16 protein-coding genes are annotated in these 23391 nt (G+C 63.8%); 4 read left to right on the forward strand and 12 right to left on the reverse strand.

Annotated features, from left to right (window positions below; translation table 11 throughout):
* Positions 1–227 precede the first annotated feature (227 nt).
* The 10 genes from bglA to NKJ88_RS23660 all read right to left on the reverse strand — a co-directional run bounded on the left by bglA (position 228) and on the right by NKJ88_RS23660 (position 16360).
* Positions 228–1877 carry a beta-galactosidase BglA gene (gene bglA, locus NKJ88_RS23615; protein WP_023698150.1) on the reverse strand — a complete coding sequence of 550 codons (1650 nt, stop codon included), beginning with the start codon at positions 1875–1877 and terminating at the stop codon, positions 228–230.
* The gene (gene glgX / locus NKJ88_RS23620) at positions 1877–3877 is read right to left on the reverse strand and encodes a glycogen debranching protein GlgX (RefSeq protein ID WP_352445765.1); all 2001 of its coding nucleotides are present in this window, start codon (positions 3875–3877) and stop codon (positions 1877–1879) included. The genes bglA and glgX overlap by 1 nt, the downstream gene beginning before the upstream one ends.
* Positions 3878–4034: 157 nt before the next feature.
* Positions 4035–5663: an alpha-D-glucose phosphate-specific phosphoglucomutase gene (locus NKJ88_RS23625; RefSeq protein ID WP_023684576.1), complete on the reverse strand. Its 1629-nt coding sequence runs from the start codon at positions 5661–5663 to the stop codon at positions 4035–4037.
* Positions 5664–5666: 3 nt separating this feature from the next.
* Entirely contained in the window at positions 5667–7112 is a 1446-nt protein-coding gene (glgA, locus tag NKJ88_RS23630; protein WP_023692759.1) for a glycogen synthase GlgA, read from the reverse strand.
* A gap of 19 nt (positions 7113–7131) precedes the next feature.
* A complete protein-coding gene (glgC, locus tag NKJ88_RS23635; protein ID WP_023715696.1) occupies positions 7132–8397 on the reverse strand; it encodes a glucose-1-phosphate adenylyltransferase in 1266 nt (421 codons plus the stop codon).
* 107 nt (positions 8398–8504) lie between these two features.
* Positions 8505–10718: a 1,4-alpha-glucan branching protein GlgB gene (gene glgB, locus NKJ88_RS23640; RefSeq protein ID WP_023805743.1), complete on the reverse strand. Its 2214-nt coding sequence runs from the start codon at positions 10716–10718 to the stop codon at positions 8505–8507.
* Positions 10719–10788: 70 nt separating this feature from the next.
* Positions 10789–13251, reverse strand: coding sequence for a glycogen/starch/alpha-glucan phosphorylase (locus NKJ88_RS23645; RefSeq protein WP_352445767.1), 2463 nt, complete (start codon positions 13249–13251; stop codon positions 10789–10791).
* Positions 13252–13391: 140 nt separating this feature from the next.
* Complete coding sequence (locus NKJ88_RS23650; protein WP_023670726.1) at positions 13392–14174, reverse strand: ATP-binding cassette domain-containing protein; 783 nt, start codon at positions 14172–14174, stop codon at positions 13392–13394.
* Positions 14171–15232: an ABC transporter permease gene (locus NKJ88_RS23655; RefSeq protein ID WP_023670725.1), complete on the reverse strand. Its 1062-nt coding sequence runs from the start codon at positions 15230–15232 to the stop codon at positions 14171–14173. The genes NKJ88_RS23650 and NKJ88_RS23655 overlap by 4 nt, the downstream gene beginning before the upstream one ends.
* Before the next feature lie 150 nt (positions 15233–15382).
* Complete coding sequence (locus tag NKJ88_RS23660; protein ID WP_081725578.1) at positions 15383–16360, reverse strand: sugar ABC transporter substrate-binding protein; 978 nt, start codon at positions 16358–16360, stop codon at positions 15383–15385.
* A 264-nt stretch (positions 16361–16624) separates the two neighbouring features.
* On the opposite strand from NKJ88_RS23660, the gene NKJ88_RS23665 reads away from it, so the two are divergent.
* From NKJ88_RS23665 to NKJ88_RS23680, 4 genes are all read left to right on the forward strand, one after another.
* Entirely contained in the window at positions 16625–17851 is a 1227-nt protein-coding gene (locus tag NKJ88_RS23665) for an ROK family transcriptional regulator (protein ID WP_023702241.1), read from the forward strand.
* Complete coding sequence (locus tag NKJ88_RS23670; protein WP_023684581.1) at positions 17852–18298, forward strand: RbsD/FucU family protein; 447 nt, start codon at positions 17852–17854, stop codon at positions 18296–18298. It begins immediately after the preceding gene.
* Positions 18295–19218 carry a carbohydrate kinase family protein gene (locus NKJ88_RS23675; RefSeq protein WP_023684582.1) on the forward strand — a complete coding sequence of 308 codons (924 nt, stop codon included), beginning with the start codon at positions 18295–18297 and terminating at the stop codon, positions 19216–19218. The genes NKJ88_RS23670 and NKJ88_RS23675 overlap by 4 nt, the downstream gene beginning before the upstream one ends.
* A gap of 290 nt (positions 19219–19508) precedes the next feature.
* Complete coding sequence (locus tag NKJ88_RS23680) at positions 19509–20651, forward strand: DegT/DnrJ/EryC1/StrS family aminotransferase (protein ID WP_352445770.1); 1143 nt, start codon at positions 19509–19511, stop codon at positions 20649–20651.
* Between the two features lies 1 nt (position 20652).
* Here NKJ88_RS23680 and cysQ read toward each other — a convergent pair whose 3' ends face one another.
* Positions 20653–21441 carry a 3'(2'),5'-bisphosphate nucleotidase CysQ gene (gene cysQ / locus NKJ88_RS23685; protein ID WP_031196090.1) on the reverse strand — a complete coding sequence of 263 codons (789 nt, stop codon included), beginning with the start codon at positions 21439–21441 and terminating at the stop codon, positions 20653–20655.
* Positions 21442–21451: 10 nt separating this feature from the next.
* Complete coding sequence (gene cysN, locus NKJ88_RS23690; RefSeq protein WP_023670718.1) at positions 21452–23389, reverse strand: sulfate adenylyltransferase subunit CysN; 1938 nt, start codon at positions 23387–23389, stop codon at positions 21452–21454.
* Between the last annotated feature and the right edge of the window lie 2 nt (positions 23390–23391).

Below are 23391 nucleotides of genomic sequence, written 5' to 3' on the forward strand. Positions count from 1 at the left end.
TGGGTGCAGCTTGCGGTTGTGCTGTAATTTTGCGTTTTGCCCTCAGCAGTTGTCATTAGCGCAACCATCTGGAAATATTCCAGGAATGCCGTTCGTGGCCAAGCTCGACGAAAGTACCGAAGAAGCCCGAAAATGAAAAACATGGCGCCGGTGGCGTTGCACGGATCACTCGGCACGGTTGCATGCGGACACGATCTTTGTTGACGCCGGACGGCGTCCCTGAAAGATCAGCCTACCTTGCCGACAAACCAGCCCAGGGCCGGCAGCAACAGCCCCTCCTCCTGCAGGACGGCACCGCCACCCTGAGCGATCGTCTCGACAGGCTGGAGATCCGGCGGCAGCCGCCAGTCGGCCGGCTTGTCGGCGAAATTGAAGACGCAGAGCAATATCGCGTCCTCACCCTGCCGGATGAAGGCAAGGACATCGCCGTCGGCATCAAGAAAGCGGATCGGGCCCTTGACCAGCGCCAGATGCGCCTTGCGCAAGGCGAGCATCGTCCGGTAGCCGGCGAGCACGGACTTGTCGTCGGCGTTCTGGATATCGACCGCCCGAGCGCGGTGGCTTTCCGGCACCGGCAGCCAGGGTTTTCCCGAGGAAAAACCGGCATTGTCGGCGCCCGCTTCCCAGACCATCGGTGTGCGGCAGCCGTCCCTGCCCTTTACCCCCGGCCAGAAACGGATGCCGACGGGATCGCGCAGATCCTCGAAGGTCAGCTCCGCCTCCTCCAGCCCAAGCTCTTCGCCTTGGTAGAGACAGATCGAGCCGCGCAAGCAGGAGAGCAAAGCGATAGCGAATGTCGCCACCGCATCTGGATCGCCGCCCGGCCGCGTCCAGCGGCTGACATGGCGCACGACATCGTGGTTGGAGAACGCCCAGCAGACCCAGCCGTCGGCGACAGCTGCCTCGAAGGCCTCGACGCAGCCGCGCACATGGGCGGCTGAGAATTGCTGACCGAGCAGGTCGAAGGTGTAGCACATGTTGAGCTTGTCGCCGCCGGATGTGTAGGCGGCCAGCGTCTGCAGCGAACGGCCTTCGTCGCCGACCTCGCCGACACTGGCGCGGCCGTCATATTCGTCGAGCAAAGCGCGGAAGCGCCTGAGGAAACCGAGGTTTTCCGGTTGCGTCTTGTCGAACAGATGCTCCTGGAAGAGATAGGTGTTGGTTTCGCCATTGGTGCCGGCGACGCTCGACGCCAGCGGCGGGTTGCTGCGCAGCCAGCGGTCGTGGACATAGTAGTTGACCGTATCCAGGCGGAAGCCGTCGACGCCGCGCTCGAGCCAGAACCGCACCGTCTGCAACAACGCGTCTTGGACCTCAGGATTGTGGAAGTTGAGGTCCGGCTGCGAGGCGAGGAAATTGTGCATGTAGTATTGCCGGCGGGTCGCGTCCCACTCCCAGGCCGGGCCGCCGAAGACCGACAGCCAGTTGTTGGGCGCGTTGCCGTCCGGCCTGGTGTCGGCCCAGACATACCAGTCAGCCTTGGGATTATCCTTGCTGGCACGGCTCTCTACAAACCATTCGTGCTTGTCGGAGGAGTGCGACAACACCTGATCGATGATCACCTTCAGGCCGAGCCTGTGCGCCTCGGCAACCAGCGCGTCAAAGTCGTCGAGCGTGCCGAACATCGGATCGACCGCCTGATAGTCGGAGACGTCGTAGCCCATATCGGCCATTGGCGATTTGAAGAAGGGCGACAGCCAGACGGCGTCGACGCCGAGCGAGGCGACGTGCGCCAGCCGTGAGGTGATGCCTGAGAGGTCGCCGCTGCCGTCGCCGGTGGTGTCCTGGAAGGAGCGAGGATAGATCTGGTAGATGACGCAGCCGCGCCACCAGTCGGCGCTCTGTTCAGGTCCCGGCTGGGCATTGTCGTCGGCCATTACGGACCCTTCCTGGCGCGGGCCTTTGCGGTCCGGCGCTCGATCATGAAACTGACACTGCGGCCGGGCAGCGGCCGCGCGAGGTCGACCGCTTGCGCTTCAACAGCCGGCTGCCATTCAAACCCTTGCCGCGCGGGCAGCGTGAAGACGCATTGGCGGCGATCGCCATTGACGATCACAGCCAGGCGGCCTTCCCCGCCATCGCCGAGCAGCATGACGAGGCGATGGCGCGAGCCATCGTTCCAGTCGGCTTCGCTGAGCGGCGCGCCGGTCTCGGTCAGCCAGGCGACGTCGGGCGTTTCAGAACCGGCCGGCGGCTCTCCGGTCAGGAAGCGCGTATCGGAAAGCGCCGGCACCGCGCCGCGCAGAGCTGCGAGCGCGGACACATGGGCTTCCAGCCCGACGTCGCGCCCGGCCCAGTCGAGCCAGGTGATGGCGTTGTCCTGCGCATAGGCGTTGTTGTTGCCCCCTTGCGTGCGGCCGAATTCATCGCCCGCCGTCAGCATGATGGTGCCGCGCGAGGCAAACAGCGTGGCGAGCAGCGCGAAGCGATCATGGGAACGGGCCTCGGCAATCGCCTTGTCCGAGGTTTCGCCCTCGACGCCGTTGTTCCAGGACAGGTTCTCATTGTGGCCGTCGCGGTTCTTCTCGCCATTGGCTTGGTTGTGCTTGGCTTCATAAGCGACGATATCGGCCAGCGTCATGCCATCGTGTGCGGCGATGAAGTTGACCGTGCGGCTGGCGGATTGGCCCTCCCTGCCGAACACATCGGAGGAGCCGGCGAGCCTTGTCGCCAGCGCACCGACCGCGCCGGCATCGCCGCGCCAGAAGCGCCTGATGTCGTCGCGGTAGCGGTCGTTCCATTCGAGGTAAGGCGGCCGGAAATTGCCGAGCTGATAGCCATTCGGGCCGATGTCCCACGGCTCGGCGATCAGCACCCTGTCGGCAAGCAGACGATCGCCAGCGATGGTCTCGAGCAACGGGGCCGCCGGATCGAATACGCCATCGACGCGGCCGAGGACCGGCGTCAGGTCGAAGCGGAAACCGTCGACGCCGGCATGGCGGACGAAATGGCGCAGCGTGTCGAGTACCATGTCGCGAACGACCGGATGGTCGCAGGCAATGGTATTGCCGGTGCCGGTATCGTTGGCCAACCTGCCGTCCTGCTCGCTGCGGTAGTAGGCTTGATTGTCGAGGCCGCGCAGCGACAGCGTCGGCCCGAGCCGGTCACTTTCGCCGGTATGATTGAAGACGAGATCGAGGATGGTGCTAATGCCAGCCCTGCGCAGCACCCCCACAGTATCGCGCAACTCGGCGATGCCGCCGGGCGCCAGGCGCGGGTCGAGCGCCATGAAGGTGACTGGGTTGTAGCCCCATGCGTTGCTGAGGCCGAGCGGCGGTAGATGGCGCTCATCGATCCATGCCGTCACGGGCATTAGCTCAACGGCGGAGACGCCGATCTTCTTGAGATGTTCGACGATAGCCGGATGGGCAAGGGCTGCAATGGTGCCGCGCTGCGCTTCCGGTACGTCCGGATGCAGCCTGGTGAAGGAGCGGACGTTGAGTTCGTAGATCAGGCCGCCTGGCTGGAACAAAGGCGGCTTGGCCGGCAGCGGCTTCGGTTGAGCCCGCGCGATGGTCTTCGGCATCAGTGGCGCGGTGTCGGCGCCTTCGTTGCGCCGGGCGGCAAGCCGCCAATGATGCTGGTAGGGCCGGTCGATCTCGACGGCGTAGGGATCGGTGAGCAGCTTGTCGGGATCGAACCACAGCCCGCGCTCCGGCGCATATTCGCCGTCGGCGCGAAAGCCGTAGCGCGTACCCGCGGCAAGGCCGGCGACGAACAGCGCATGGACGCCTTCGCTTTCCGGCTGGAGTTCGAGCCGGTCGATTTCGCGGGCGCCGGTGTCGTCGAAGATCGACACCCAGAGCCGCCGCGCCGAGGACGACCAGGCGGCAAAACGGATGCCTTCGGGAGTGACCTTTGCGCCGAGTTGGGTCATCGGCGCATCCTCCACCCTCCCCCTTGTGGGGAGGGTCGCGAACCAAGTGAGCGGGGTGGGGGTCGGCGCGGGGAAAGCGCTTTACGAGCACCCCCAACCCGATCCGCTGCGCGGATCGACCCTCCCCACAAGGGGGAGGGTAAAGACGTCACCACCCTCAAGTAATCACGCTCGGCTTGTTGCGCCCGGTGTGGCTCTTGATCCCGGCGATATCATCGGCAGCCGCGATCAGGTCAGCGAGCGCCTCTTGCGTGTCGAGATCATGCCGCGCTCTGTCCGGCTCGTAGCGCTCGATGTAGACGCGCAGCGTAGCACCCGACGTGCCGGTGCCGGACAAACGAAACACGACACGCGAGCCGCCTTCGAACAGGATGCGGATGCCCTGGTTCTTGCTCACCGAACCGTCGACGGGATCGTGATAGGCGAAGTCGTCAGCATTGGCGATCTTCAGTCCGCGCACGCTGGTGCCGGGCAGCGAAGCGAGCTTGGCGCGCAACTCGTCGACCAAGGCGTTGGCGCGCTCGGTTTCGACCTCCTCATAGTCATGACGTGAATAGTAATTGCGGCCGTAGGTCGCCCAATGTTCGGTGACGACGTCCTTGCAGCTTTCGCCGCGCACGGCCAGGATGTTCAGCCACAACAGCACCGCCCACAGCCCGTCCTTTTCACGGACATGGTTCGAGCCGGTGCCGGCGCTTTCCTCGCCGCAGATCGTTGCCATGCCGGCATCGAGCAGATTGCCGAAGAACTTCCAACCGGTCGGCGTTTCGTAGATGCCGATGCCGAGCTGTTCGGCGACGCGGTCGGCAGCGCCGCTGGTCGGCATCGAGCGGGCGATGCCTTTGAGGCCGTCCTTGTAGCCCGGCGCCAATTGCGCATTGGCGGCAAGCATGGCCACCGAATCCGACGGGGTGACGAAAATGCCCTTGCCGATGATGAGATTGCGGTCACCGTCGCCGTCGGAAGCGGCGCCGAAATCGGGCGCATCCGGTCCCATCATCTCGTCATAGAGATGCTTGGCGTGGACCAGGTTCGGATCCGGGTGATGGCCGCCAAAATCCGGCAGCGGCTTGTAGTTGCGGCAGGTGCCATTCTCCGCGCCGAGCCGGCGCTCGAGGATTTCCTTGGCATACGGGCCGGTGACCGCATGCATGGCGTCGAAGCGCATGCGGAAGCCGTATTTGAAATTGGCGCGGATGGCGTCGAAGTCGAACAGGCTCTCCATCAATTCGGCATAGTCGGTGACCGGGTCGATAATCTCGACCGCCATGCCGCCGGCGGTCACCGTGCCGATCTTGTCGATGTCGATCTGGTCGATGTCGGCGGTCTTGAAGCTCGAAATCGTCTTGGTCTTTTCGAAGATCGCGTCGGTCAGCTTTTCCGGCGCCGGGCCGCCATTGCCGGCATTGTACTTGATGCCGAAATCCTCGTGCGGGCCGCCCGGATTGTGACTGGCCGACAGGATGATGCCGCCGAAGGTCTTGTATTTGCGGATGACATGCGACGCCGCCGGCGTCGACAATATGCCGCCCTGCCCGACCATCACCTTGCCGAAGCCGTTGGCCGCCGCCATGGCGATGGCCTTCTGGATGACCTCGCGGTTGTAGAAGCGGCCGTCGCCGCCGATCACCAGCGTCTTGCCCTCAAAGCCCTCCAGCGCGTCGAAGATCGACTGGATGAAGTTCTCGGCATAGTGCTCCTGCTGAAAGACAGGCACCTTCTTGCGCAGGCCGGACGTGCCGGGTTTCTGGTCGAGATAGGGTTTGGTGGCGACGGTCCGGATCATGCTTCAGGCAACCCTTTTCGAAAGCAGCAGGCGGTAGAGTTCAACGTATTTGTCGGCGCTCTTGTCCCAGGAGACATCGGCCTTCATGCCCTGGCGCTGGATCTGTTCCCAGACGGCCGGGCTCGAATGCGCATCGACCAGCCGGCGGATGGCGTGCAGCATGGCGCCGCCACTATTGGGCGCGAACTGGAAGCCGGTGGCGACACCGGCCGAGATCGCTGCTTCATTGGCGTCGATGATGGTGTCGGCAAGGCCGCCGGTGCGGGCGACGACCGGCACGCAGCCATAGCGTAGGCCGTAAAGCTGGGTCAGCCCGCAAGGCTCGAAGCGCGACGGGATGACGATGGCGTCGCAGCCGCCCTGCATGGTGTGGGAAAGCCCCTCGTCATAGCCGACGACGACGCCGACACGGCCGCGATGGCGGGCGGTGGCAGCCAGCAGCGCGCCTTCCAGGCCGGCGTCGCCTGAGCCGAGGATCGCCAGCCGCGCGCCGGTGGCGACGACGCCGTCGACCACAGCCGCCAGTATGTCCATGCCCTTCTGCCAGGTCAGCCGGCTGACGACGCAGACGATCGGACTGTCGTCGCGCTCGAGGCTGAAGCGGTCCTCGACAACCGCCCGGTTGGGAAGCCGAGCCTTGAGCGTCGCGGCGGAGTAGGCCGACACCAGATGCTTGTCGGTCTCCGGGTTCCAGATGTCGGTGTCGATGCCGTTGACGATGCCGTAGAGGTCGGAAGAGCGCATGTTGATCAGGCCGTCGAGGCCCATGCCGAATTCCGGCGAGCGGATTTCCTGGGCATAGGTGGGGCTCACCGTGGTGATCGCCCAGGCCGCCTGCAGGCCGGCCTTGAGGAAGCCGACGCCGCCATAGTATTCTACGCCGTCGAGCGCCATCGCCGCGGCCGGCAAGCCGAGCTCGCCAAAAATGCCGGCGCCGAACTGACCCTGGAAGGCAAGGTTGTGAACCGTGATCAGCGACGGCACGCCGACCGCCTTGCCGTAGCGCATATAGGCCAGCGTCATCGCCGACTGCCAGTCATGGGCGTGGACGAGATCCGGCTGGTAGCCGGAAATGGCGCCGCCGGCGATATCGCCACCGACCTGGCTCAGCGCAGCAAAACGCCGCCAATTGTCGGGCCAATCGGCGCCGGCCGCATTGCCGTAAGGGCCGCCGGGACGGTCGTAGAGATGCGGCGCGTCGAGCACGAACAGGTCGAGCCCGGCGATCTTGACGGCATGGACCGAAGCCTTGCCGCCCTGCAGCAGCGGGTATTGGTAGACAGCCTTCTTTTTCTTGAAGGCGTCCATCACCTGGGGAAAGCCGGGGATGAGCGTGCGCATGGTCACGCCCTTGGCGGCCAGCGCGATCGGCAATGCGCCGGTCACGTCGGCAAGTCCGCCGGTCTTGATCAGCGGGAATATCTCGGGCGTGACCGACAGAACCTGCATGCGTTTATGGTACCCCGTCTTACAGCTTCAGCTTGTCGATCATGTCCTGCGTGACCAGGCAGATGCCCTTTTCCGAAACCCGGAAACGCTTGGCGTCGAGAACAGGGTCTTCGCCAACCACCAGCCCTTCCGGTATCCTTACACCGTGGTCGATGACGACGCGCTTCAACTTTGCGTTCCGGCCGACATGAACGTCGGGCAGCATGACGACCTCTTCCAGCGTCGAATAGGAGTTGATGCGCGCGCCGGTGAAGATCAGGCTGCGCTTCAGCGAAGCACCCGAGACGATGCAATCGCCTGAGACCAGCGAGGAGACGGCCGAACCACGCCGGCCATCCTCGTCATGCACGAACTTTGCCGGCGGCTTCAATTCGGCATAGGTCCAGATCGGCCAGTCACGGTCGTAGAGGTCGAGTTCGGGGGTAATATCGGTCAGGTCGATATTGGCTTCCCAGTAGGCATCGACCGTGCCGACATCGCGCCAATAGGCCTCGTTCTCGGCAGTCGAGCGCACGCAGGATTTGGCGAAGCGATGCGCGATCGCCTTACCATGCTGGACGATGTAGGGGATGATGTCCTTGCCGAAGTCGCGGCTGGAGCCTGGCTCGGCCGCATCGCGGCGCAGCTGTTCCATCAGGAACTTGGTCTTGAAGACATAGATGCCCATCGAGGCCAGCGCGAATTCCGGCTTGTCGGGAATGCCGGGCGGGTCGGCGGGCTTTTCGACGAAGGCGATGATGTTGTCCTTGCCGTCGACATGCATGACACCGAAGCCGGTCGCTTCCAAGCGCGGCACTTCAAGGCAACCGACAGTGACATCGGCATTGGCATCGACGTGCTGGCGCAGCATCAGCTCGTAGTCCATCTTGTAGATGTGGTCGCCGGCCAGGATGACCATGTATTCGGGGCCATAGGCCTCGATGATGTCGATGTTCTGGTAGACGGCGTCGGCCGTGCCTTCATACCACTGGGTTTCCGAGACACGCTGGGAGGCCGGCAGGATGTCGAAGCTTTCGTTCCGCTCCGGGCGCAGGAAGTTCCAGCCGCGCTGCAGGTGGCGGATCAGCGAATGCGCCTTGTACTGGGTGGCGACACCGAGGCGGCGGATGCCGGAATTCAGCGCATTGGACAGCGCGAAATCGATGATGCGCGTCTTGCCGCCGAAATAGACAGCCGGCTTGGCCCTGCGGTCGGTCAATTCCTTGAGCCGGCTGCCGCGGCCGCCGGCCAGCACATAGGCCATGGCATCGCGCGCCAGCGGCTGGGTTCTCTTCAAGTCTGCCATTTTTACCCTCCCAAATTACCAGTCTGGAGCATCGCCCGGTCCGCAACGAGTCGACGGACCTAATCCGAAACGAGTTGACGGATCTAGTCCGCAACGAGTTGACGGACCTAGTCCGCAACGAGTTCAAGCATGATCGTCGACAGCGGCGGCAAAAGCATCGTTGCCGAAATGCCTCCTCCTTCCGCCCTGGCTTCGACCACACCGCCATTGCCCTTGCCCGAACCACCGTAGTCCGAAGCGTCGGTGTTGATGATTTCGCGCCATTTGCCGACCTTGGGCAATGGCACGCGATAATTGTCGCGCGGCACTGGCGTGAAGTTGGAAATGACGGCGATCGGGTTGCCGCCGGGCGCGCTGCGCAGCCAGGCGAAGACCGAGTTTTCCTTGTCGTCGACGATCAGCCAGGAGAAGCCGTCCGGCTCGCAGTCGCGTGCATGCAGCGCCGGGCGCGAGCGATAGAGATAGTTGAGGTCGCGCACCGTCTGCCAGACGCCGCGATGCGGGTGGAAGTCGAGCAGGTTCCAGTCGAGCCCGCGCGCCTCGCTCCACTCGCGGCGCTGGGCGAATTCCTGGCCCATGAACAACAGCTTCTTGCCGGGATAGCCCCACATGAAGGCATAGAAGGCGCGCAAAGTCGCGAACTTCTGCCAGTCGTCGCCGGCCATCTTGCCGAGCAGCGTGCCCTTGCCGTGCACGACCTCGTCATGGGACAGCGGCAGCACGAAATTCTCGGAAAAGGCGTAGGTCAGGCCGAAGGTCAGGTCGTTGTGGTGATGTTTGCGGAAGATCGGCTCCTTGGCGAAATACTCCAACGTGTCGTGCATGAAGCCCATGTTCCATTTGAAGCCGAAGCCCAGCCCGCCTTCATGCACCGGCGCCGAGACCTTCGGCCATGAGGTCGATTCCTCGGCGATGGTCATCACGCCGGGATGGTGGCCGTAGACCTCCTTGTTCATCTTCTGCAGGAAGGAGACTGCTTCGAGGTTTTCGCGGCCGCCCTTCTCGTTGGGGATCCACTCGCCGGCCTTGCGCGAATAATCGAGGTAGAGCATCGAGGCCACCGCATCCACGCGCAAACCGTCGACATGGTATTTCTCGGCCCAGAACAGCGCGTTGTTGACGAGGAACGACACCACCTCGCGGCGGCCGAAATTGTAGATCGCGGTGTTCCAGTCGGGATGAAAACCCTTGCGCGGATCGGCATGCTCATAAAGCGCTGTGCCGTCGAAATTGGCCAGGCCATGCGCGTCGACCGGGAAATGCGCCGGCACCCAGTCGAGGATGACGCCGACGCCGGCGCGGTGCGCACCGTCGACGAAACGGGCGAAGCCGTCGGGGTCGCCGAATCGCGCCGAGGGGGCATAAAGTCCGGTTGTCTGATAACCCCATGACGGGTCATAGGGATGTTCGGAGATCGGCAGGAACTCGATGTGGGTGAAGCCGGTCTCGACAGCATAGGGGATGAGCTGGTTGGCGAGTTCGTCCCATGACAGGAAGCTGCCATCATCGTGCTGCTGCCACGAACCGGCATGGACCTCGTAGATCGATATGGCTTCGCGCCGCGGATCGGCCTTTCGCCAGTAATTGCGATGCGCCTCGTCGCCCCATTCATGCGCCGGCGGCACCGCCGTCACGGATGCTGTGGCCGGGCGCAGTTCAGACTTGAAGGCGAACGGATCGGCCTTGAGCGGCAGGCGCACGCCGTCGGGGGCAATGATCTCGTATTTATAGGGGTGGCCGGCGCCGATATCGGGAATGAACAGCTCCCAGATGCCGGTGTCGCGGCGGTCGCGCATCGTGTGCCGACGGCCGTCCCATTCGTTGAAGTCGCCGACCACCGAGACACGCCGCGCATTGGGCGCCCAGACGGCGAAGTGTACGCCGGAGGCGCCCTCGTGATCGATGAGATGAGCGCCGAGCTTGTCGAACAGCCTGAGATGCGACCCTTGGGCGATGTAATAATCATCCATCGGGCCGAGTACCGGGCCGAAGGAATAGGGATCGGTCAGCCACCAGTCGCCGCCGGCATTCTTGGCGTGATACCGCAGCGGCTGGCGCTTCTTGATCGACAGTCTGCCTTCGAAGAAACCGGCGTCGTCGCGCCGCGTGAGTTCGCCGGCGTTCTTGCCGGCCAGCGTGTATGCGGTGACGAACTCGGCATTGGGGACGAAGCAGCGGGCAACCAGGCTCTTGCCGGCATCATGCACGCCCAGGATTGCAAAAGGATCGCCATGCGTGCCTGCAACAATTGCGGCGACATCGCCGGCTGACGCCAGCCCGTCCGACCCGCTCGTCGTCGCGGTCGCGCGCGGTTTCTTCATCAGGCGGTGTCCCTCCCTGGGAACCAGTTCTTGTGCACAAGACCCATTGTCGTGGCCTCATGCAATCATATCAGGCGGGCACGTTCCAGATTTCTTTCGCATATTGGCGGATCGTGCGATCGGAAGAGAACCAGCCGACGCGGGCAACGTTGCGGATAGCGCGCGCGTACCAATCGGGGCTGTTGCGCCAGACGGCGTCGACATCGCGCTGGGCGGCGGCATAGGCGTCGAAATCCGCCGCCACCATGAACCAGTCGCTGTTGTAGAGACCGTCGACCAGCTCGCGGTAGCGATCCGGCTGGTCGGGCGAGAACACGCCCGACGATACTGCGGCAACAGCCTGCGCCAATTCAGGGGAGCCCTCGATCACGGCGCGCGGGTTGTAGCCATTGCTGCGCCGCTCGGCGACTTCCGCCGTGCTCAGGCCGAAGATGAAGATGTTGTCGTCGCCGACGCATTCCTTGATCTCGACATTGGCGCCGTCGAGCGTGCCGATGGTCAAGGCGCCGTTCAGCGCGAACTTCATGTTGCCGGTGCCCGACGCCTCCATGCCAGCAGTCGAAATCTGCTCGGACAGGTCGGCGGCCGGCATCATCACCTCGGCCAGGCTGACATTGTAGTTCGGCACGAACACCACTTTCAGCAGCCCGCGCACCGACGGGTCGCTGTTGATGACCTTGGCGACGTCGTTGGCCAGTTTGATGATCAGCTTGGCATTGTGGTAGCTGGGCGCCGCTTTGCCGCCGAAGAATTTGACGCGCGGCATCCAGTCCTGCTCGGGATGCGAGCGGATCTGGTCGTAGAGCGCGATCGATTCCAGGATGTTGAGCAGCTGGCGCTTGTATTCGTGGATGCGCTTGACCTGGATGTCGAACAGCGCCGACGGGTCGAGCTTGATGCCGAGCCGGTCTGCGACCAGATTGGCGAGCTTGACCTTGTTGGAGCGCTTGACGGCGGCGAACTTGTCGCGGAAGGCGGCGTCGCCGGCAAAGGCTTCGAGCCCCTTGATGGCGTCGATGTCGTCGAGGAAACGGTCCCCGATCGCCGCGCGGGTGAGCGCGGTGAGGCCCGGATTGCACTGGATCAGCCAGCGCCGTGGCGTGATGCCGTTGGTCTTGTTGTTGATGCGATCGGGATAGAGCTTGTGGAGATCGGCAAACACCGTCTCCTTCATCAGTTCGGTGTGCAACGCCGACACGCCATTGATCGAGTGCGAGCCGACAAAGGCCAGGTTACCCATGCGCACGCGGCGGTCGCCATTTTCCTGGATCAGCGAGATGCGGCTGATCTGCTCATTGGAAAACTGGTTGGTGGCGCGGGCCTCAAGCAGCACCTGAGCATTGATGGCGTAGACGATCTGCATGTGGCGCGGCAAAAGCCGTTCGAACAGCGGCACCGGCCAGCTTTCCAGCGCTTCTGGCAGCAGCGTGTGGTTGGTGTAGCCGAAGGTGCGCTTGGTGATGTCCCAGGCCTGGTCGAAATCCATGCCATGGACGTCCATCAGCAGGCGCATCAGCTCTGGCACGGCGATCGCCGGATGGGTGTCATTGAGATGGATCGCCGCCTTGTCGGGCAGCGAGGCGAGATCGCCATACTGGCTGAGATGGCGCTGGACGACGTCCTGCAGCGATGCGGTGGAGAAGAAATATTCCTGCCGCAGCCGCAGTTCCTGGCCGGCCTTGTGGGAATCGGCGGGGTAAAGCACGCGCGACAAGGCATCGGCCTTGTTGCTTTCGGCCAGCGCGCCGATGTGGTCGCCGGCGTTGAACTTGTCGAGCAGGATCGGATCGACCGGCATGCCGGACCAAAGCCGCAGCGTGTTGACGCGGTTGGCCCGCCAGCCAACCACCGGGGTGTCGTAGGCGACGGCCTGGACATGCTCGGTCGGCTTCCAGACGTGACGTTCGAGCCGGCCATCCTTGGAGGTGATCGATTCCACCGAGCCGCCGAAGCCGACTTCGAAGGCGCGTTCGCGGCGCTCGAACTCCCAGGGGTTGCCGTGGTCGAGCCAGGTTTCGGGCAGTTCGACCTGCCAGCCGTCATGGATCTCCTGGCGGAACATGCCGTTGGCGTAGCGAATGCCGTAGCCATGCGCGGGAATGTCGACGGTCGCCATGCTTTCCATGAAGCAGGCGGCGAGCCGGCCGAGACCGCCATTGCCGAGCGCTGCATCCGGTTCGAGCCCGGCGATGAGGTCGAGGTCGACGCCCAGCGACTTGAGCGCTTCTCGCATATTGTCCATCAGGCCGAGATTGGAGAAGGCATCGCGCATCAGCCGGCCGATGAGGAATTCGAGCGACAGGTAATAGACGCGCTTTTCCTGCTGGGCGTAGGCCTCCTGCGTCGCCTGCATCCAGTGATCGACGATGCGGTCGCGCACGACCTTGATCGAGGCTGTCAGCCAATCATATTGCGTGGCAACGGAGGTGCCTTTGCCGACCCGGTATTTGAGAGCCAGCAAGACTTCGTCGGCCAGCGTCTTGGGATCGGGTATTTCGAGATCGGGGGCTTTGGCTGTCATTGTTCGCGTCATACTGCCTCTCGTGATCGTGCTGCGATCATACCGGCTTTCGCTCTCAGTCCCAGCCTATCCTAGTGCATCGCAACATACGTTCAATCGATTTAGACCAGCATGCCGCCAGTTCCCCTGCGGCAATTTATCCGTCGAGCGGATCAGGCAGCGAGTGCAGCCTCCGGCGGAACCTTCGCTCCCGTCATGAAGGCGACGGCGTCGGACATGGTATATTGCTTGGGATCGATGACGCAGAGGCGGCGACCCAGCCGATGGATATGGATGCGGTCGGCAACCTCGAAGACATGCGGCATATTGTGCGAGATCAGCACGATCGGCAGGCCTCGTTTCTTGACGTCGAGGATCAGTTCCAGCACGCGGCGGCTCTCCTTGACGCCGAGTGCGGCGGTCGGCTCGTCCATGATCACCACGCGGCTGCCGAAAGCAGCGGCGCGCGCCACCGCCACGCCCTGGCGCTGGCCGCCCGACAGCGTTTCCACCGCCTGGCTGATGTTCTGGATGGTCATCAGCCCAAGCTCGGTGAGCTTGTCGCGGGCGCGCTTTTCCATTGCGGGCCGGTCGAGCATACGAAGCCAGTCGCCGAGGAAGCCGGGTTTGCGGATCTCGCGGCCCAGGAACATGTTGTCGGCGATCGACAGGGCCGGCGACAAAGCCAGGTTTTGGTAGACCGTCTCGATGCCCGCCTCGCGCGCCTCCATGGGCGATTTGAAAGCGACAGCCTTGCCTTCAAGACGGATCTCGCCTTCGTCGGGCACGGCGGCGCCGGAAATCGCCTTGATCAGCGATGATTTGCCGGCGCCATTGTCTCCGATGACGGCCAGGATTTCGCCGGGGTAGAGGTCGAAGTCGGCATTGTCGAGGGCGGTGACACGGCCATAGCGCTTGATCAGGCCGCGCGCGGTGAGGATGGGTTCCACGGTCATGCCGAAACCTTTCTGATCCATTGGTCGATCGCCACGGCGCCGATGATCAGCACACCGGTGAGCAGCACCTTCCATTGCGGATCGGCGCCCAGCATGTTGAGGCCCATCGAGACGACGCCGACGATCATCGCGCCGAAAAGCGTGCCCAGAATTGAGCCGCGCCCGCCGAACAGTGAAATGCCGCCGATCACCGTCGCGGTTATCGCCTGCAGGTTGTAGTCGGTGACGGCGGCTGACGGCGAGATCGAGCCGTTGCGGCCGATGGACACCCAGGCAGCGAAAGCGGCGATCAACCCGGCAAGGGTGTAGACCGTCATCAACACCTTCTTGGTCTGGATGCCAGACAGCTTCGCCGCCTCCTGATCATCGCCAACGGCGTAGACATGGCGGCCCCAGGCGGTGTGATTGAGCACGTACCAGAGGATCAAAACGAGCACGACCGTGGCGATGACGCCCAGTGTCAGCACCGCCGTGCCGATCTTGAAACTCAGGGCAAAGAGATGCAGCAGCGGCGCCTGGGCGTCGACGTCGGTATCGCGGATCGTCTCATTGGCCGAATAGATGAAGTTCGTCGCCATGACAATGTTCCAGGTGCCGAGCGTGACGATGAACGGCGGCAGCTTCATGTAGGCGACCAGCAAGCCGTTGAGCAGGCCGCAGGCTGCGCCGGCGGCAAGCCCGATGGGCACTGCGAGCACGGCCGGCATGCCGTAGCTGACCGCGCAATTGCCCATGATCACGGCCGAAATCACCATGATCACGCCGATCGACAGGTCGATGCCGGCGGTCAGGATGACCAGTGTCTGCGCGGCACCGAGGATGCCGACGATGGCGATCTGCTGCAGGATCAGCGTCAGCGTATAGGATGAGAAGAAACGCCCGCCAATGGCGATGCCGAAAATGACGATCGACAAGACCAGCACAATCAGCGGCACCGCCGCCGGCGTGGAGTGCAGGAAATGCTGGATCCGCTTGACGGCCGATTTGTGCTCGTCAAAGGCGGCAACGCTTGTGTCGCTGCTCGAGAGAACCTTCTCGAATTCCTGTGCTTGAGCCATGTTTCCTCCCCTGGGCTTCAGCTCCATGCCGATACCCGCTCGCGCCTGTCCGGTCTGCTGCCGGGATTATTCGCGTGACGCATCGTCCACCCGAAGCGGCCGGGGATCAAGCCCCCGGCCGTCAGCTTGCCGCTGGCTGTCAGGCAGCCATCAGCCCCAGCACTTGGCGAGGCCTTCCTTGGTGTCGATCGACTTCACGCCATTGGCCGGCTTGTCGGTGACGAGGTTGACGCCGGTGTCGAAGAAGTTCTTGCCTTCGGTCGGCTTCGGCTTGGCGCCGTCCTTGGCGAAGGCGGCGATCGCCTCGATGCCGAGTGCCGCCATCTGCAGCGGGTATTGCTGCGAGGTGGCGCCAATGACGCCTTCGGTCACCGACTTCACGCCGGGGCAGCCGCCATCGACCGAGACGATCAGCACCTGGCTTTCGAGACCGACCGCCTTGAGCGCCTGGTAGGCGCCGACAGCGGCGGGCTCGTTGATGGTGTGGATGACGGTGATGGAGTTGTCCTTCTGCAGAAGGTTTTCCATCGCCTTGCGGCCGCCTTCTTCATTGCCGTTGGTGACGTCGTGGCCGACGATGCGGGCATCGTCCTCATCGCCGATCTTGTTGGGATCCTTCACGTCGATGCCGAAGCCCATCATGAAGCCCTGGTCGCGCAGCACATCCACGGTCGGCTGTGAGGGGGTCAGGTCGAGGAAACCGATCTTGGCGTCCTTGGCCTTGTCGCCGAGGGTCGCGGCTGCCCAGGCGCCGATCAGCTTGCCGGCTTCCAGATTGTCCGTCGCGAAGGTCGCGTCGGCGGCATCGATCGGGTCCAGCGGGGTATCGAGCGCGATCACCAGCAGGCCGGCGTCACGCGCCTTCTTCACCGTCGGCACGATGCCCTTGGTGTCGGACGCGGTGATCAGGATGCCCTTGGCGCCGTCGGCGATGCAGCTTTCGATCGCCGCCACCTGGCTCTCGCTGTCGCCGTCGATCTTGCCGGCATAGGTCTTGAGGTCGACGCCAAGTTCCTTGGCTTTGGCGGTCGCGCCCTCCTTCATCTTGACGAAGAAGGGGTTGGTGTCGGTCTTGGTGATCAGGCAGGCGCCGACGCCGGCGGCCGATGCTGTCGAAGCAAACGCCATCAGGCCGAGGCCCGCCGCGGCGAACACGGTGGACTTCAATAAAGCTTTGGTCACGATCTTCCTCCCATGGAACCATGCGGATGCCGCCAACCGGCATCTTGAGCGCATCCACTGAAGTTCTCCCAGTGTGGACGCGCCCTCAAATGACACCAGCGGGAGCCGCCTGTCAATAATTAAATCACTCTTATTTATTATTGACAGCTTTGCGCGGTTCACTCATTCTGCCGCAAAAGCAGTAAGAATAAACCAAGGGAAGGAACAAGGGTGGAGACCGGCATTGCGAGGCACGGTTCGCCCGAGGCGGCCGCCAGCCGTCTCCACCGTGGCACCAACCAGAGCGGCATGCGCGACCACAATGAGCGGCTGGTGCTGTCGTTGGTTCGCCAGCACGGCAGCTTGGCCAAATCAGACATTGCGCGCATGACCGGGCTTTCAGCGCAGACCGTCTCGGTCATCATGCGCGAACTGGAGGAAGACAGCCTGCTGCTGCGCCAGGCGCCGTTGCGCGGCAAGATCGGCCAGCCCTCCATCCCGATGGCGCTGAACCCCGAAGGCGCCTTCTTCATCGGCCTCAAGATCGGCCGCCGCAGCGCCGAACTGGTGCTGATCGATTTCCTCGGAACTGTGCGTTCCATGCTGCAGCACTCCTACCGCTATCCGGCGCCGCGCGAGACGGTTGAGTTCGTCACCGAAGGCATGAAGACGATGCGCGCCGAACTGACACCTGCGCAGGACAAGCGCATTGCCGGGCTCGGCATCGCCATGCCGTTCGAACTGTGGAACTGGGCCGACACCGCCGGCGCGCCGCGCGACATCATGGACGAATGGCGCCATCGCGACATCCGTGCCGACATCCAGGCGCAGTGCGAATTCCCGGTCTATCTGCAGAATGACGCCACCTCCGCCTGCGGCGCCGAACTGGTGTTCGGCCAGACCGGCGGGGCGCGCGACTTCGTCTATTTCTATATCGGCGCCTTTGCCGGCGGCGGCATCGTGCTCAACGGCCGGCTGTTCGGCGGGCCAACCGGAAATGCCGGGGCGCTGGGTTCGATGCCGGTGCCGGGGCCGGACGGCAAGCCGACGCAGCTCATCGACGTCGCCTCGATCGCCATGCTGGAAAAGGCGCTTAACGCACGCGGCGTCGAGGCTTCGCATCTGTGGACGTCGCCTGAGGATTGGGGCGAGATCGGTCACGAGCTCGACGACTGGATCGCCAATGCCGCTCAGGCGCTGGCCTATGCCATCGTATCGGCGTCCTCGGTGATCGATTTCGAGGCCGCGGTGATCGACGGCTGGATGCCGCTCGCTGTCCGGCGCCGGCTCGTCGATGCGATCAGGCAGGCGATCGGTACGATCGATGGCGAAGGGCTGAAGCTTCCGGTGGTGCGCGAAGGCACCGTCGGCATCCATGCCCGCGCGCTGGGCGGCGCCAGCCTGCCGCTGTCCGAACGCTTCCTCATCGGTTCGACCACGATTTCCAGGAGCATCTGAATGCTGATCGGTATTCCGTCGCTGCTCGGTCCGGAGCTTCTGGCGACATTGCGCGCCATGGGCCATGGCGACGAGATCGCGCTCGTCGACGGCAACTATCCGGCGGAAGAACAGGCAAACCGGCTGATCCGCGCCGACGGTCTTCACCTCATACCGGTGCTTGACGCCATTTTGAGCGTGCTGCCGGTGGACGACTTCGTGCCGGAAGCGCTGTTTCGTGCCTCGGTAAAAGGCGATCCCTCGGTCGCCGATCCGGTCCACCATGAAATCGAAACGATCTGCACCAGGCGCGCGCCGGGCCGCAAGGTGGTTGCGCTGGCGGGCGCCGACTTCTATGCACGCGTCCGGTCGGCATATGCGATCGTCGGGACCAGCGAACCCCGGCTCTACGCCAACATCATCATCCGCAAGGGCGTGATCTATCCGCCGGAGAACAAGAAATCATGATCCTCTGCTGCGGCGAAGCCCTGATCGACATGCTGCCGCGCACCACGACACAGGGCGAGCCGGCCTTTGCGCCCTATGTCGGCGGCGCGGTGTTCAACACGGCGATCGCGCTTGGCCGCCTCGGCGCGCCCGCCGGCTTCTTTTCCGGCCTGTCGTCGGATCTGTTCGGCGGCCAGTTCCGCGAGGCGCTCGGCGCAAGCAAGGTCAGCTCCACCTATGCGCACACCTCCCCTCGCCCGACCACGCTCGCCTTCGTGCGGCTCACCAACGGCCAGGCGACCTACACTTTCTACGACGAAAACACCGCCGGGCGCATGCTGACGACAGAGGATCTGCCGAAACTGGGCGCCGAGATCGAAGCCATGCTGTTTGGCGCCATCAGCCTGATTTCGGACCCGGCGGGTGCTGCCTACGAAGAATTCATGAAACGCGAGCACGAACGCCGCGTCATGATGCTCGACCCCAACATCCGGCCGAACTTCATCCCCGACAAAGCCAAGCACCTCCGGCGCATCCGCTCGATGATGGCGATGGCCGACATCGTGAAGCTATCGGATGAGGATCTGCACTGGTTCGGCGAGGCCGGCTCGCATGAGGACGTCATCCGCAACTGGCTGGATCGCGGCCCGAAGCTGATCGTCGTTACCCACGGCAGCGAAGGTGCCGTCGGCTACAGCAGGGAACACAAGGTCACGGTGATGCCGCATAAGGTGGAGGTGGTCGACACGGTCGGCGCCGGCGACACTTTCAATGCCGGCATTCTGGCCTCGCTGCACGAGCAAGGCCTGCTCACCAAGGCCGGGATCGGCGGCCTTTCGGAGGACGCCATCCGTCAGGCGCTGGCGCTCGGCGCCAAAGCGGCGGCGGTGACCGTGTCGCGGGCCGGCGCCAACCCGCCCTGGCGGCACGAAATCGCCTGATCCACGCTTAGTCCGCCGCCAGCCGCTGCAAGCAGCCGATCACTTTATGTTTCCGCGAGCCGGAAAGACGGACTGATCAGCCGGATTAATAGGCGGCGAAGCCCGGATTTCCGGCATCTTGCGGCAATGCAGGGAAAGCCTGAAGTAACAGGCTGCGACACCTAGACAACCCGTCCCGCGGCCGGTCCGGCTTTCTAGACCGGCCCAACTCTGGTACCAGCGGCCCGGTTAAGTTGTTGTTTCTGTGCGTGTCGTTGGGGCGGCCCGCACCACACCGTTTTGAGGCCGACATGCAATTCATCGATCTTGGCGCGCAGCGCGAACGTATCCGCGACCGGCTGAAGGCCGCGATCGACAATGTCGTCGAGGAAGGCCGCTATATCCTAGGGCCGCAAGTCACCGAATTCGAAAACAAGCTCGCAGCCTATATCGGCACCAAGCATGTCGTGGCCTGCGCCAACGGCACCGACGCGCTGCTGTTGCCGCTGTTTGCCGCCGGTATCGGCCCCGGCGACGCGGTGTTCGTGCCGAGCTTCACCTTTGCCGCGACGGCGGAAGTGGTGGCGCTTGCCAAGGCCGAACCGGTGTTCGTCGATGTCGACGCCGAGACCTACAACATCGACATCGCCAGCCTCGAGGCGGCGATCGCCATGATCAAGAAGGAAGGCCGGCTGAAGCCGAAGGCGATCATTCCCGTCGACCTGTTCGGGCTTGCCGCCGACTACGACGCGATCATGGCGATTGCCAAGCGCGAAGGGCTGCTGGTGATCGAGGATGCGGCGCAGTCGATCGGCGGTTCGGCCGACGGCACAATGTGCGGCGCCTTCGGCCATGTCGGCTCGACCAGCTTTTATCCGGCCAAGCCGCTGGGCTGCTACGGCGATGGCGGCGCGATGTTCACCAATGACGACGCGCTGGCCGACCAGCTGCGCTCGTTTGCGTTCCACGGTAAGGGCGAGACGCAGTATGACAATGTCCGCGTCGGCATCAATTCACGCCTCGACACGATCCAGGCGGCGATCCTGATCGAGAAACTCGCCATCCTCGAAGACGAGATGGTCGCCCGCCAGGTGGTGGCCAAGCGCTACGTCGAAGGTCTCGGCGACATCGTCAAGGCGTCACGCAATCTGGGCGGTGGCCGCTCGGCCTGGGCGCAATACGCCATCGAGACGCCGAAGCGCGACGGGTTGAGGGCGCATCTCGGCGAAAAGGGCATCCCTTCGGTGATCTATTATGTGAAGCCGCTGCACGAGCAGGTCGCCTATCGCGACTATCCGCGCACGCCGACCGGGCTTGCGGTTTCGGAGGAACTGCCGAAGCGCATCCTGTGCCTGCCGATGCATCCCTATCTCAGCGAAGCCGACCAGGACCGCATCATCGAGACGATCCGCAACTACATTGGCTCGAACTCGGCGCATGTAGCGGCGGCGTAAGTTACGCCGCGTCCGCCGCCTTCCCGCTCGCAATAAAATGCGGGTTGGCGAAATCCTCGTCGTCGCTCTGTTTGCGCTTGCCATAGGTGAGCGGCTCGCCGTCCAGCGTGCGCGTCATGCCGCCGGCGGCGCGCAGTACGGCGTCGCCGGCCGCCGTGTCCCATTCCATGGTGCGGCCGAAGCGCGGATAGATGTCGGCTTCGGCTGCGGCGAGCAGGCAGAATTTCAGCGATGAGCCGACCGAGACGATCTCGGCGGCGCCGAGATCCTTGATGAAGGCTTCGGTCTCCGGGGTGTTGTGCGAGCGGCTGGCAACGACCGCCAGCGGCGTGACCGCCCTCCTAACCGAAATCCGCCGGCGGCCGACGATACGGAAGTCGCCATCGACCTCGATTGCTTCGGCCCAGCCCGGCCGTCCAGAGAAGAACCGCCCGCTGCACGGTGCGAAGACGACGCCGATCTCCGGCACGCCGTGCCGGACAAGCGCGATGTTGACGGTGAAATCGGTCCGGCGGTTGACGAATTCCTTCGTTCCATCGAGCGGATCGATCAGGAAGAAGGCGCCATCCAGATCGGGCGGCACAATGCCTTCGGCGACCTCTTCCTCGGCCACGCAGGGAATATCGGGATAGGCCGCACGCAGGCCGGCGAGGATGATCGTCTCGCTCTCGCGGTCGGCTTCCGTGACCGGCGAGGAGTCCGACTTGCTGTCGACCGCGCAGCCGGCCTTGAAGACCCGCATCACCTCGCGTCCGGCTTCGAGCGCCAGGCGCTCGAACACGTCGAGCATCACTTCGTCGTCAGATGCCGCCGCCGCTGTCATATTGGTCTTCGGCAATGTCGCGCTCATTCAGCCAGTGTTCCAGAGCCTCTACCATCTCCTCGGCCGTCTTGCCGAGTGTCTTGAGATGGATTTCGGGATTTTCGGGAGCTTCATACGGGGAATCGACGCCGGTGAAGTTCTTGATCTCGCCATTCAGCGCCCGTGCGTAAAGGCCTTTCGGGTCGCGTCGGGCGCATTCCTCGAACGGCGTATCGACGAACACTTCGACGAACTCGCCGTCGGCCATCAACTCCCTGGCCATGCGCCGCTCGGCGCTGAAGGGGGAAATGAAGGAGACGATGACGATCAGCCCGGCATCGGCCATCAGCTTTGCCACTTCGGCGACACGGCGGATGTTTTCGACCCGATCGGCGTCGGTGAAGCCGAGATCGCGGTTGAGGCCGTGGCGGACATTGTCGCCGTCGAGAATGTAGGTGTGACGCCCCGAAGCGAACAGCTTCTTCTCAAGCAGATTGGCGATGGTCGACTTGCCCGAGCCGGAAAGACCGGTGAACCAGAATACGGCGGGGCGCTGGCTCTTGAGGTCGGAGCGGCCGCGCTTGCCGACATCGAGCGACTGCCAATGGATGTTTTCGGCGCGGCGCAAGGAATGCAGGATCATGCCGGCGCCGACCGTGGCATTGGTGATGCGGTCGATCAGGATGAAGGCGCCGGTATCGCGGTTGTCGGCGAAGGTGTCGAAGGCGATCGGCGCCCGGGTCGAGATATTGCAGATGCCGACTTCGTTCATCTCGAGCGACTTCGCCGCCTCGCGAGCGAAGTCGTTGACGTTGACGCGGTATTTCAGGTCGGTGACGGTGGCGCTGGTCTGGTCGGTCTCGGTGCGCAGTATATAGGAGCGTCCCGGCAGCAGCGCTGCCTCGTCGAACCAGACGATGTTGGCGGCGAACTGGTCGGCGACCTGCGGCCGTGCCGCCGGCGACACCAGCATGTTGCCTCTGGAGACCTCGACCTCGTCATCGAGCACAAGGGTGATGGCCTGGCCGGCCACCGCCTGGGCAAGATCGCCGCCTTGCGCGACGATGCGCTTGACCCGCGAGGCCTTGCCGGATTTGGCGACCACCACCTCGTCGCCCTGCGCGACGGAGCCGGACGCGATGGTGCCGGCAAAGCCGCGGAAGTCGAGATTGGGCCGGTTGACATACTGCACCGGAAACCGGAACGGCAGTTCGACCGCGGCCTCGTCGACCGATATGGTTTCGAGATGCTCGATCAGCGACGGGCCGGAATACCACGCCGTCTTGCCGGAGCGGCTGGTGACATTGTCGCCATAGCGGGCCGACATCGGGATCGGCACGATCGTCTGGAAGCCGAGCTCGTGCGAGAACTGCCGGTAATCCTCGACGATACGGTCGAACACCGCCTGGTCGAAATCGACGAGGTCGATCTTGTTGACGGCAAGCACGATATGGCGGATGCCGAGCAGCGAAGCGATGATCGAGTGGCGCCGGGTCTGGCGCAGCACACCCTGGCGCGCATCGATCAGCACGATGGCGAGATCGGCAGTCGATGCGCCGGTCGCCATGTTGCGGGTGTACTGTTCATGGCCGGGGGTGTCGGCGACGATGAACTTGCGCTTGGGCGTGGCGAAGAAGCGGTAGGCGACGTCGATGGTGATGCCTTGCTCGCGCTCGGCCTCGAGGCCGTCGACCAGAAGCGCGAAGTCGATGTCGTCGCCAGTGGTGCCGTGCTTGCGGGAATCGCGCTCGAGTGCGGCGAGCTGGTCCTCGAAGATCTGCTTTGTGTCGGACAGAAGACGGCCGATCAGCGTCGACTTGCCGTCGTCGACCGAGCCGCAGGTGAGGAAGCGCAGCAGCGACTTCTTCTCCTGCGCCGCCATGTATTCGCGCACGCCGTCGGTGGGAGCGAGGCTCTTGGCCAGGATATGGCGCATGC

The organism is Mesorhizobium sp. M0016 (assembly GCF_040324035.1).
GTDB lineage: Bacteria > Pseudomonadota > Alphaproteobacteria > Rhizobiales > Rhizobiaceae > Mesorhizobium.